Origin of the sequence: Agarivorans sp. (assembly GCF_050295395.1) — a bacterium.
Lineage (GTDB): Bacteria > Pseudomonadota > Gammaproteobacteria > Enterobacterales > Celerinatantimonadaceae > Agarivorans.
Window position 1 is genome coordinate 21,034 of the sequence record NZ_JBNKPP010000238.1, and the last position, 12,311, is coordinate 33,344.

Genomic DNA, 12,311 nt, shown 5'->3' on the forward strand with positions numbered 1-12,311 from the left:
TTTAATACTTAGGCGCAAGAAATTGCTGCATGCGCTCTGAATCTGGATTTTCAAATACTTTTTTCGGCGAACCTTGCTCTTCAACAATGCCTTGGTGCAAAAACAGCACCTTATTTGAAACATCTCGAGCAAATGCCATTTCATGAGTCACCACTAGCATGGTTCTCCCTTCTTCGGCGAGGCTGCGCATCACCTTAAGCACCTCACCTACTAATTCGGGGTCGAGAGCAGAGGTAGGCTCATCAAATAACATAACTTCAGGGTTCATCGCCAAAGCGCGCGCAATTGCCGCTCGCTGTTGCTGCCCACCAGACATATGTGCTGGGTAGTAATCTTTACGATCATATAAACCCACGCGCTCTAGTAAACTTTCAGCCTGTTCAAGCGCTTCCTTTTTAGGAATACCTAAAACGTGAACTGGTGCTTCGATAATATTTTCTAAGACGGTCATATGCGACCAAAGATTGAAGCCCTGGAACACCATTGATAAGCGAGCTCGGATACGCTCAACTTGACGATTATCTGACGGCTGTCTCTCGCCGTTGCGCATATGTTTAAAGCCAATTTGCTCACCATGCAACAAAATATCGCCTTGAGTGGGGATTTCCAACAAGTTCATACAACGTAGGAAAGTGCTTTTACCGGAACCGGAAGAGCCAATGATAGAAATCACATCACCTTTATTGGCGGTAAGGTCAATCCCTTTGAGCACTTCGTTATCGCCAAAGACTTTATGGATATTCGATGCCTCTAGTGCGGCTACATCACTGTTCATTTTGTTTTACCTTGTTAAAGATTGCCGAAGCAACCTAGCCTAATTCCCGAGGCACATTTTTTGATGTTAAAAAATTTGTTACACGTCTAACCCCAGAAAAAGTACCACCGAGAAAGACAAAACTCAACATTTTATGGGGCAATTAGACCGCTTATGATTACAAAACACCCTATTAAGGCATTTTATCAGCATCTTTATATTCAAGCTTACTGCATAGATACGCTCATAAACGGCCAAGAGACGAATTAAATTTCATTTCCTTGATTGTAGCGTGATTAACCAGGCTACTAATTGATTAAAAACAGCAAATGGGCAAGGCTGCAAATAATGTTAACAAGCTGTAAACTAGGTGCCAAATCTTAGCCAAATTAAGTGATCCATGTCCCAGTCTGCTTATCCATTTTTTAGTAAGTAAATTACAAAATTACTAATATTACTTGGGCATATTTGGCTCATGAGCGGCAAAAAGGTAGTAAAATTACAAATATTTGGCATTTATTGACTAGGATCAAACTTAAAAATGGCCATACTTTGCTACAATTTTGCTAACTAAAGTGACAGGTAACGATTTAGTGACAAAATGGTGTAATTACCATTTTGGTTCGTTCTAAACAACACGCCACCACATCAATAGATAAACTTGGTACTTTTATCATGTTTAATTGATACTGTAGGGCGAACTTTCGGCTAAACGGCACCTGACATGACAAAGTTGATAAACTCACTATTCCTTAAGTTGTTCGTCTGATTGAGACGATTATCGCAAGTGAGATGGATCTCAGGCCTAGCACATAAGCAAAGCTCTGCGATTAACTAGTTTTAATTTTTGTTTTTTGAGGAAACTATGTCTAGTAACAATCAACAGTCTCAAAACGAAGAAGAGCTAAGCTATTCAGAAGCCCACCGCCCAGCATCAGAATTCGCCTCTCGTTCAGACTATTTAGACCATGAACTACAAATAATGAAGCCTCGTCGCTTCGGTTTAAACCTACCGGGTCGAGACTTCCGTTTTGAGATAGAAGATTTAGTACCCGCGATCGCCGGTACCATTGGTATTATCGCGATGTATTCTGCGGTAATGATGGCTTGGGCCGCTGGCCTCTCAGAGAAATGGGATATTAACCTCGGTATCGACTTCGCGATTGAAGTGGCTCGGGTGGAAATGATTATTCCTGCCTTTTTGTTCTGTATTTTAGCCTCTGGTTTTATCAACCCTAAAGCCAATCTCGCCGGTAACCACGGCCCCATGATTCCAATGATTTTCATGATTGCTATGGCTGGTGCTCACCCGCTTGCCCTTGCGCTCTTAATTGGTGTATTTGGTTTAATCTTAAGTGCAATTAAAGGCGGATCACGCTTAGTTAACCTCACTAGTGAGGGTGTAGCTGGCGGCCTACTGGTTTTCTTAGGTTTCACCGGTTCAGTTAGCCAAATTGATTCTTTAATCGCTTGGTCAAACGGACTAACCAATGAAGCTGAAGGCATTGCTGCGGGCGACTTGGGCTATATTGCTTTGATTGTATTAGCCATCACGGTTATCGTTTATGCAGTGTTGGCTAAGCTAGGCAAACGCTGGTTGGCAATTCCTCTTTGTGCGGTAACAGGCTTCGTTGTTGCCATGTTAGCAGGCGCAGGTTTTGACTTAAACTTTACCACTCAACCTGGTTTACCTAACTTAAACCCTGTTTACTGGTGGGGTTCAACTGAACAAGGTTGGCAATTAGGCTTGCCTAACCTACAGCACTTTATTGCATCGCTACCCTTTGCAATCTTAGCTGTAGCTATGTGGTCACCAGATTTCCTAGGTCACCGAATTTTCCAAGAATTAAACTACCCGAAAAAAACCGAAAACGTATTGATGGATGTGGATGACACCATGACCATGTGCTCAATTCGTCAAATGGTAGGTACAGCGGTAGGCGGTGGTAACATTACCTCAAGCTGGGGTACATACATGATTCCTGCTGCAATCGCTAAACGCCCTATCCCTGGCGGCGCTATCTTACTGGGTTCTTTAGTTATGCTGATTGCCATTATTGGCTACCCAATGGATGCGGCAGTATGGCCACCGGTTATGCGGATCGCATTATTAGTAGGTGTTTCATTGCCACTACTAGAAGCGGGTATGCAGATGATTAAAGACTCTAAAGATTCACAATCTGCTGGTATTTGTGTTTTTGCCGCGATGGTAACCAACCCTGTGCTAGCGTGGGCTCTTACAATGTTACTAGATAACAACGGCTTAATTGGCGATAAAGAACGTCCTAAGAAGTTAAGTTCTTTAGACCGCATTGTGATTCCAACTGTTGTGTTAATTATCTGTGCAGCGGCAATGTTAGCCGTAGGTATGCTGGAAGGTAAGTACGGTATTCCAGCCCTGTTACAGTTTTAAAGTAATACCTCTTGGAACAAGCACTATACTTGTTCCAAGAGCTGGAGATAGCACCTTAGGTGCTATTGTCTGAACCATAGAATATTCATTTGTATACCAACTTATAGGTGGGACAAGAAATGGCAGAGAAGAACGATGTTTTTGCTAGTGCCTGGGCAGGCTTTAAGGCCGGCGAATGGCAAAATGAAGTTAACGTTCGTGACTTTATTCAAACTAACTACACTCCTTATGAAGGCGATGAGAGCTTTCTAACGGGTGCGACCGAAGCGACGGATAAGCTTTGGGAAAAAGTTATGGAAGGCATTAAAGAAGAGAACCGCACCCACGCGCCGGTTGACTTCGATACCTCAGTAATTTCAACCATCACTGCACACGATGCTGGCTACATTGACCAGGGTCTAGAACAAATTGTTGGTCTACAAACTGATGCTCCTCTGAAACGTGCGATTATCCCTAACGGCGGTATTCGTATGATCGAAGGTTCTTGCAAAGCTTACAATCGCGAACTAGATCCAACTGTAAATAAAATCTACAGTGAATACCGCAAAACCCATAACCAAGGTGTGTTTGACGTATACACTGGCGCCATCATGAAATGTCGCAAATCAGGTGTTTTAACTGGTTTACCTGATGCTTATGGTCGTGGACGTATCATTGGTGACTACCGTCGTGTAGCACTTTACGGTATTGACTACCTAATGGCTGATAAAGTTAAACAACACCGCTCACTAGAAAAAGACCTAGTAGCTGGTCAAGATTTAGAAGCCACTATTCGTTTACGCGAAGAAATTAGCGAGCAGCACCGTGCACTAGCTCAAATTAAAGAAATGGCAGCCAAATACGGTTGTGATATTTCTCGTCCTGCTGAAAATGCAAAAGAAGCGGTACAGTGGACTTACTTCGGCTACCTAGCTGCAGTTAAATCACAAAACGGCGCGGCGATGTCTTTTGGCCGTACTACTACCTTCTTAGACGTGTACATTGAGCGCGATCTAGCTGCTGGTACTTTAACAGAGCAAGAAGCACAAGAACTTGTTGACCACTTAGTAATGAAACTTCGTATGGTTCGCTTCCTACGTACTCCTGAATACGATGATTTGTTCTCTGGTGACCCAATCTGGGCAACTGAATCTATCGGTGGTATGGGTGTTGACGGTCGTACTCTAGTAAGCCGTACAGCTTTCCGCTTCTTGAACACTTTATACACAATGGGTCCTTCTCCTGAGCCAAACATTACAGTTCTTTGGTCAGAGAAATTACCTATTAACTTCAAGAAATACTGTGCCAAAGTGTCTATCGATACCTCATCAATTCAATATGAGAACGATGACCTAATGCGTACCGATTTCGACAACGATGACTACGCTATTGCTTGTTGTGTATCTCCAATGGTTGTTGGTAAACACATGCAGTTCTTTGGTGCTCGCGCCAACTTAGCAAAAACCTTGTTGTACTCCATGAACGGCGGTATGGATGAGAAGTTAAAAATTCAAGTTGGTCCAGTAACTGAAAAAGTAACTTCTGAAGTCCTAGATTACCAAGACATCATGGATCGTCTAGACCACTTCATGGACTGGTTAGCAGAACAATATGTGACCGCACTAAACTGCATCCACTACATGCACGACAAATACAGCTATGAAGCATCATTGATGGCTCTTCATGACCGTGACGTTCGTCGTACCATGGCTTGTGGTATTGCTGGTTTATCTGTTGCTGCTGACTCACTTTCTGCTATTAAATACGCCGAAGTGAAACCAATTCGTGACGAAGACGGCATCGCAGTTGATTTTGAAATTAACGGTGACTACCCTAAATTTGGTAACAACGATGACCGTGTAGACAGCATTGCTGTTGACTTGGTTGAACGTTTCATGAATAAAATCCGTAAGTTAAAAACTTACCGTAACGCGATCCCAACTCAGTCTGTACTCACCATCACCTCTAACGTGGTTTATGGTAAGAAAACAGGTACTACTCCTGATGGTCGTAAAGCTGGTGCTCCTTTCGCTCCTGGCGCAAACCCAATGCACGGCCGTGATGAGAAAGGTGCGGTAGCATCATTAACTTCAGTTGCTAAACTACCTTTTGCTAACGCTCAAGATGGTATCTCTTACACCTTCTCTATCGTGCCAAACGCACTTGGTAAAGATGACGAGACTCAAAAAGCTAACCTAGCAGGCTTAATGGATGGTTACTTCTACCACAATGCTGATGTAGAAGGCGGTCAACACCTTAACGTTAACGTGATGAACCGTGAAATGTTGGTAGATGCGATGGAAAATCCTGACAAATACCCTCAGCTAACCATTCGTGTATCTGGCTACGCAGTGCGCTTTAACTCGCTTACCGCTGAGCAACAACAAGACGTGATTACTCGTACTTTCACTCAAAGTATCTAATCTCGCCTTAAGTAGTTCTGCTTACTAGCAGACTGCGGTTATAATGGACCTTGCCTAAGTTATTTAGGCAAGGTTTTTTTTTGGAGAAACACATGTCAAAACTTGGGCGTATTCATTCTACAGAGTCTTGCGGAACCGTTGATGGACCGGGGATCCGATTTATTGTATTTATGCAGGGTTGCCTTATGCGCTGCCAATACTGCCATAACCGCGATACTTGGGATTTACACGACGGTAAAGAAGTTAGCGTTAACGACTTGATGAATGACCTTACGCCATACCGACGTTTTATGAATGCCAGCGGTGGCGGTGTGACCGCCAGCGGTGGAGAAGCGATCTTACAAGCTGAGTTTGTTCGTGATTTATTCCGCGCCTGTAAAGAGCAAGGGATCCATACTTGTCTCGATACCAACGGTTATGTGCGCAAACATACCGAAGTGATTGACCAACTACTGGACGTCACTGACTTAGTGATGCTAGATATCAAGCAAATTCACGATGATGTTCACCAAGAGTTAGTTGGCGTAAGCAACAAGCGAACCTTAGATTTTGCTCGCTATCTACATAAAATAGGGCAAAAAACCTGGCTTCGTTATGTCATTGTTCCGGGCTTTACCGACGACGAGCAATCGGCTCACGACCTAGGCGAGTTTCTGGCGCCTTTCGATAACGTAGAAAAGATCGAATTACTCCCCTATCACGAGTTAGGCAAGCATAAATGGACAGCGCTCGGAGAAGACTATCCGTTGGCCGGGGTTAAACCCCCCACTAAAGAAACCATGGAAAAAATTAAAGCCATTTTGCAACAATATCACTCTAAAGTGATTTATTAAGAGACCAAGCATATTTCTTCATCAATATTAATTTGTCCTATTTGCCAAGCCCAGCTTAGCAAGCAAAATCAACAGTGGTCATGTAACAATGGCCATTGTTTTGATCAGGCTAAAGAAGGTTATACCAATCTACTCGCGGTACAACATAAGCACTCAAAAACCCCTGGCGATAGCAAAGCGATGCTACAAGCCCGCCGCTGTTTTTTAAATCAAGGCCACTTTTCTTTTTTAGCGGATGCCATCAATCAACAGCTGGCTCCCTTGGCGCCAAAGCAGCTATTAGATATTGGCTGTGGTGAAGGCTATTACACCCAGCAACTCTTCCAACAGCAAGCTCAAGTAAGCGATGTAATCGGTATCGATATATCTAAAGATGGAATAAAAATGGCCGCCAAGCGCTGTAAACAAGCGCAGTTCTTTGTGGCAAGTAATCATCGCCTGCCGCTTGCCGACCAAAGTATCGACTGCGTGGTGCGGATTTTCGCCCCGAGTGATGCCAAAGAACTACTTCGAGTGTGCCGTGCCAATGCCTACTTGCTCAAAGTTATTCCAGGAGCCAAGCATCTTTGGCAACTGCGCAAGCAACTTTATAAAGAGCCTCAAGAACACCCAGAGCAAGCAGAAACAATGCCCGGATGGCAGTTACTAAATCAACAAAAAATAAGCCAACAAGTGAAGCTCAATCATCAAGAAATGCAGGACTTAGCAGCAATGACGCCATTCGCCTGGAAGAAGAACCAGCAACTTGAACAGTGGCTAGCTAACGAAACTGTGTTCAATATGGACTTTGAGTTTGTATTACAATTATATCAACGAGTTTAGCTATCCAAGCCTTTACTAAATACAAAGCTTTTATCAAACCTTTTAAACGCCTTAGCTAATAAATCGGCTAATTCAGCGTAACGGGGCTGGGTGGCTGCGGGTAAAGCCTGCTCACCAGCCTCGGACAATTTGTGATGCAAGTCACGATACCACATTGCCAAACTAGGTGGCAAAAGTGAATTAGCCCGCTTACCTAGCCAGTATAAACCATGTAAAGGCATTAAGAAGATCACCATCGCCATCATGATAGATTGTGGTAATATTTCATTCAAATTAGCCATATACGGCATCATTACTGTCACCACCGCAACTGCTGGCATAGTTTTCATCGCTAAGGATGTCGCTAAGATAACGCGATTTTCAGGAAACATGGGGGCCAAGACACGCTGCTGAGGCCAACGCTTCATGTACTCACGGCCATCTCTGACCATCTCTGAAAATTTGCCCATAGAGCACCTCGCGACCTAAAATTGACTTAAACCAATAAATTAGTAATTTTTTTACATTTTTACTGAGTTATTAGTATGACATATATAAATGAAATTCGCTTTCAGTTATCATAGATCAAACAAACGGTTTTTATATATATCAGCTCACTCTTTAAGTGTAGCCTGATTGAGACCGAGGAACTAGGTAAATCTAGATCACCTAGTTTGAGACGAAAATATAGAGCCAAAACGTGTCTCTTAATCTTCAACGTTTTGTCTTCGCTGTCTATAATTGAACCAATTCAACAACAGGTGTCTATAAATGAGCAACAAGCTGGTACTCGTCCTAAACTGTGGAAGCTCTTCTCTTAAATTTGCAGTGCTTAACGCCGAAAATGGCGAAGAGATTATTTCAGGTTTGGCCGAATGTTTTAATTTGGAAGATGCACGCATTAAATGGAAAAGTCACGGAGAGAAAAACGAGTCTAGCTTAGGCGCGTACTCTGCCCACCGCGAAGCCATCGAATTTATTGTAAAAAATATTTTAGAAGCCAATCCTGAAGTATTAAACGACATTGTGGCAGTAGGCCATCGTATCGTTCATGGTGGAGAGAAATTCACCCGTTCTGCAATCATTGATGAAAGTGTAATTCAAGGAATTGAAGAGTGTTCAGGCCTAGCGCCGTTGCATAATCCAGCTGCATTAATCGGTATTCGCGCAGCGATTGCGTGTTTCCCTCAGCAGAAACACGTTGCCGTATTTGATACAGCGTTCCACCAAACTATGCCTGAAAGCTCTTACCTTTACGCCCTACCTTACAAACTGTATCGCGAAAAAGGTATCCGCCGTTATGGTATGCATGGTACTAGCCACCTCTACGTTTCTCGCGAAGCCGCTAAAATGCTCAACCAGCCAGTAGAAGAAACCAATGTGATTACTGCTCACTTGGGTAATGGAGCTTCAATTTGTGCGGTTAAAAATGGTAAGAGCTTTGACACCAGTATGGGTCTAACGCCTCTTGAAGGGCTAGTAATGGGCACTCGCTGTGGCGACATTGACCCAGCCATTATTTTCCACTTGGTTGACCGCGAAGGCTACACCTTAAAAGAAGTCAACAACATGCTACATAAGCAGTCTGGTCTAATGGGCCTAACTGAAGTCAGCAGCGACTGCCGTTTCGCGGAAGATGGTTATGCAGAAGGTAAAGAATCTGCGGTTCGCGCCATGAATGTGTTCTGCTACCGTTTAGCTAAGAGCATTATGTCATACGCAGCTGCAATGGACGGTAAGCTAGATGCCTTAGTGTTTACTGGTGGTATTGGTGAAAACTCTGCCTTAGTTCGCCAACTTACCATTGAGAAACTTGCCCTGCTTGGTTTTGAACTTGATGAACAAGCCAACTTAGACGCACGTTTCGGTAATTCAGGTAATATCGGTACTAGTACTAGCCGTCCAATTTTAGTTATCCCCACCAATGAAGAAATGGTGATAGCCCAAGACGCCGTTGCACTAGCGCAATAAACTTACTTTCAATCAAAGCTGGCAATAAACGCCAGCTTTGTTCTACAACCTAACTTAAGAGGTACAGCCGTGGCTCGTACAATTATGTTAATTCCAGTTGGCGTTGGTGTTGGTGTTACATCCGTCAGTCTTGGTATGGTTCGCGCCATGGAGCGTAATGGCGTAAACGTTAATTTTTTCAAACCAATCGCTCAGCCTAAAAGCCGCGAAAAAGGAGCTGAACGCTCAACTGCGATCATTCGTGAAGCATCAAACATCGTCCCTCCAGAACCTTTCACTCAAGCCTATGCTGAAAACCTTATCAGTGCTAACCACGTTGATGATTTGCTAGAAGGCATTGTGGCTCGGTTTAATTCAGGCACCAGCGGTGCTGAAATTGTTGTGGTTGAGGGTTTAGTACCAACCCACGAATCGCCTTATGCCAACAATGTAAACTACGGCATTGCCAAGGCTTTAGATGCTGACATGGTGTTTGTTACCAACCCAGGTAGTGATACTTCTCAGCAGCTAAAAGAGCGCATGGAAATAGCCTGTAACAACTTTGGCGGCCTAAAAAATAAACGCATCATCGGCTGCATTATCAACAAAGTTGGCGCACCAATTGATGAACACGAGATCACTCGTCCCGATCTAACGGAAATGTTCGATAATAAATCGGACAACTCAACCAACCTTGAAGTGCTGCAAATGTTTGGCAAAAGCCCGTTGCGCATTCTAGGTTGTATTCCATGGAATGCGCCCTTGGTTTCGCCTCGCGCCAAAGATTTAGCCTTACACTTAAATGCCACCATCATTAATGAAGGTGACATGGATACCCGTCTTGGACGCGTTACCTTTTGTGCTCGCAGCATTCCTAATATGGTTGAACATTTCAATGCGGGCAGCCTATTGGTGACCTCAGGCGACCGTTCAGACGTTATTGTGTCAGCCTGTTTAGCAGCAATGAATGGCGTGAAAATCGGTGCCCTATTACTTACTGGTGGCTATCAACCCGAGCCTCAAGTATTAAAACTATGTGAGCGAGCTTTTGCTACTGGCTTACCGGTGATGTTAATTAATTCTAACACTTGGCAAACGTCTTTAGCGCTGCAAACCTTCAACGCTGAAATTCCAGTAGATGACTCTAAACGCATTGATTTAGTACAAGACTACGTGGCCGGCCACATTGACAAGCACTGGATTGAGTCGCTAACCGCTATTTCCGCTCGTGCTCGCCGCTTATCTCCTCCAGCCTTCCGTTACCAGCTAACCGAAATGGCTCGTAGCGCCAATAAACGCATCGTATTACCTGAGGGTGAAGAGCCTCGCACCATTGCTGCAGCTGCGATTTGTTCTCAACGAGGCATTGCCCGTCCAGTGCTGTTAGGTAACCCCGATATCATTCAACGCACCGCCAGCCAACAAGGTGTGGTATTAGGTGAAAATGTTGAAATCGTAAATCCCGTCGACATTCGTCCTAAATACGTGGCGCCGATGGTTGAATTACGTAAAGGCAAGGGTTTAACCGAAGTCGTTGCTGCCGAGCAACTAGAGGATAACGTGGTACTAGGCACCATGATGCTAGCCAACGATGAAGTCGACGGCTTGGTTTCTGGCGCGGTAAACACCACAGCGAATACCATTCGCCCACCACTGCAACTAATTAAAACGGCCCCTGGTTATAATCTAGTTAGCTCCATTTTCTTCATGCTACTTCCCGACCAAGTATTGGTTTACGGAGACTGTGCGATCAACCCAGACCCAACGGCTGAACAATTAGCAGATATTGCGATTCAGTCGGCAGAGTCGGCAGAAGCCTTTGGCATTGAGCCTCGGGTAGCGATGATCAGCTACTCAACAGGTAGTTCAGGCTCTGGTTCAGATGTTGAAAAAGTGCGTGAAGCCACCAAGATTGCCAAAGAGCGTCGTCCAGAACTAATAATTGATGGACCGCTACAATACGATGCCGCAATCATGGAAAATGTAGCCAAGAGCAAGGCACCAGACAGCCCTGTTGCCGGTAAAGCAACGGTGTTTATTTTCCCTGACTTAAACACCGGTAATACAACCTACAAGGCGGTTCAACGAAGTGCCGAACTCATCAGTATTGGTCCAATGTTACAAGGTATGGCCAAACCGGTGAATGACTTGTCTCGCGGTGCATTGGTTGATGATATTGTCTACACCATTGCACTGACTGCAATTCAGGCAGATCAGACTAAAGCCTAACAGCTACTGATAAAAACCCGGTCTTAAAACCGGGTTTTTATTTTTCAGCCTAACATAGCCAACAACTCATCCGCTTTTGCTATACCATCAACAGCCTCGAAAACACCATTAGCTTCTTTTTTGCTCAACAATAAAAATCTTTAAAAAACATAAAGATAGCCACGCACAGCAGTTCCATACACACTTTAATCCACAGAAAGTGTGGATAAAACCTTTCACACCAATAAGTTATACACAAAAACAAGGCTTTTTTTAGTTGACAACCACAATTTATTCACAGCCACGATTTATTCATCAATGATGTTGTTATGCGTTAGTGCTCTGATTTGGTGAGCAACCCCCACCGCTTCTTCCACATCCAGCAAAATGGCTATTCCCTGCCCTTCTTCTTGATCAAACTCCGCTACAGCGCTGATGGTATTTAAAATAGGTTTAGCCAAATGACTCTCTACCACAAATAGCAGCACGTCACGCTGAGCCTCTAAATTCAGCCCAAAAAAGGTTTTTTTGCGATGCACGCCTTCCCCACGCGCATTGTTAATGACAGTGGCACCGGTTGCGCCAGCGGCCCGAGCAGAGTCCAACACCATGCTAGTTTTTTGGTCATCAACGAAGGCGAGTATTAATTTAAATTTCATCGTCATCTCCAGACAAAGTCGATCTTGCTAAAAAATGAGTCACTTGCGCGTAAGCCAGTACCGCAATAATGGGAAATAAACTGGCAAAGGCAATTAATCCAAAACCATCTATCAGCGGGCTGCGCCCCGGTACGGCTTCAGCCAAACCTAGGCCTAAGGCCGTGACCAAAGGCACGGTTACCGTGGAAGTGGTGACCCCGCCACTATCGTAGGCGAGTGCAATAATCGGTTTAGGGGCAAACAGCGTTTGAATCACCACCAGCACGTAGCCAGCAATAATGTAATAATGCA

At 44.2% G+C, this 12,311-nt stretch carries 10 protein-coding genes; 6 read left to right on the forward strand and 4 right to left on the reverse strand.

Annotated elements, in window-relative coordinates:
* Position 1: 1 nt before the first annotated feature.
* Positions 2-775 (reverse strand): ABC transporter ATP-binding protein, encoded by a 774-nt coding sequence (locus tag ACQY6Q_RS13920; protein WP_427982275.1) that lies wholly within the window; start codon positions 773-775, stop codon positions 2-4.
* An 844-nt stretch (positions 776-1,619) separates the two neighbouring features.
* Between ACQY6Q_RS13920 and ACQY6Q_RS13925 the strand changes: the two genes are divergently transcribed.
* From ACQY6Q_RS13925 to rlmA, 4 genes are all read left to right on the forward strand, one after another.
* Positions 1,620-3,167, forward strand: coding sequence for a DUF3360 family protein (locus ACQY6Q_RS13925; protein WP_427982277.1), 1,548 nt, complete (start codon positions 1,620-1,622; stop codon positions 3,165-3,167).
* A gap of 119 nt (positions 3,168-3,286) precedes the next feature.
* A complete protein-coding gene (gene pflB / locus ACQY6Q_RS13930) occupies positions 3,287-5,569 on the forward strand; it encodes a formate C-acetyltransferase (RefSeq protein WP_427982279.1) in 2,283 nt (760 codons plus the stop codon).
* Positions 5,570-5,661: 92 nt separating this feature from the next.
* The gene (pflA, locus tag ACQY6Q_RS13935; RefSeq protein WP_427982281.1) at positions 5,662-6,402 is read left to right on the forward strand and encodes a pyruvate formate lyase 1-activating protein; all 741 of its coding nucleotides are present in this window, start codon (positions 5,662-5,664) and stop codon (positions 6,400-6,402) included.
* A gap of 39 nt (positions 6,403-6,441) precedes the next feature.
* Entirely contained in the window at positions 6,442-7,224 is a 783-nt protein-coding gene (gene rlmA / locus ACQY6Q_RS13940) for a 23S rRNA (guanine(745)-N(1))-methyltransferase (RefSeq protein ID WP_427982294.1), read from the forward strand.
* Here rlmA and yfbV read toward each other — a convergent pair.
* A complete protein-coding gene (gene yfbV / locus ACQY6Q_RS13945) occupies positions 7,221-7,673 on the reverse strand; it encodes a terminus macrodomain insulation protein YfbV (RefSeq protein ID WP_427982282.1) in 453 nt (150 codons plus the stop codon). The two genes, rlmA and yfbV, sit on opposite strands and share 4 nt — an antisense overlap.
* 301 nt (positions 7,674-7,974) lie before the next feature.
* Between yfbV and ACQY6Q_RS13950 the strand changes: the two genes are divergently transcribed.
* The gene (locus ACQY6Q_RS13950) at positions 7,975-9,174 is read left to right on the forward strand and encodes an acetate kinase (RefSeq protein WP_427982284.1); all 1,200 of its coding nucleotides are present in this window, start codon (positions 7,975-7,977) and stop codon (positions 9,172-9,174) included.
* Between the two features lie 69 nt (positions 9,175-9,243).
* Entirely contained in the window at positions 9,244-11,382 is a 2,139-nt protein-coding gene (gene pta, locus ACQY6Q_RS13955; RefSeq protein WP_427982285.1) for a phosphate acetyltransferase, read from the forward strand.
* Between the two features lie 287 nt (positions 11,383-11,669).
* On the opposite strand, the gene ACQY6Q_RS13960 is transcribed toward pta, so the two are convergent.
* Positions 11,670-12,020 carry a P-II family nitrogen regulator gene (locus ACQY6Q_RS13960; RefSeq protein ID WP_427982287.1) on the reverse strand — a complete coding sequence of 117 codons (351 nt, stop codon included), beginning with the start codon at positions 12,018-12,020 and terminating at the stop codon, positions 11,670-11,672.
* Positions 12,010-12,311, reverse strand: a 302-nt coding sequence (locus ACQY6Q_RS13965) for a DUF1538 family protein (RefSeq protein ID WP_427982289.1), incomplete at its 5' end; no start/stop codon positions are given. The genes ACQY6Q_RS13960 and ACQY6Q_RS13965, both read right to left, overlap by 11 nt.

What these genes read in the sequence shown, in the direction of transcription:
- ACQY6Q_RS13920 (WP_427982275.1), bottom strand. Translation starts at nt 775, where the DNA reads ATGAACAGTGATGTAGCCGCACTAGAGGCATCGAATATCCATAAAGTC.
- ACQY6Q_RS13925 (WP_427982277.1), top strand. Translation starts at nt 1,620, where the DNA reads ATGTCTAGTAACAATCAACAGTCTCAAAACGAAGAAGAGCTAAGCTAT.
- pflB (WP_427982279.1), top strand. Translation starts at nt 3,287, where the DNA reads ATGGCAGAGAAGAACGATGTTTTTGCTAGTGCCTGGGCAGGCTTTAAG.
- pflA (WP_427982281.1), top strand. Translation starts at nt 5,662, where the DNA reads ATGTCAAAACTTGGGCGTATTCATTCTACAGAGTCTTGCGGAACCGTT.
- yfbV (WP_427982282.1), bottom strand. Translation starts at nt 7,673, where the DNA reads ATGGGCAAATTTTCAGAGATGGTCAGAGATGGCCGTGAGTACATGAAG.
- ACQY6Q_RS13950 (WP_427982284.1), top strand. Translation starts at nt 7,975, where the DNA reads ATGAGCAACAAGCTGGTACTCGTCCTAAACTGTGGAAGCTCTTCTCTT.
- ACQY6Q_RS13960 (WP_427982287.1), bottom strand. Translation starts at nt 12,020, where the DNA reads ATGAAATTTAAATTAATACTCGCCTTCGTTGATGACCAAAAAACTAGC.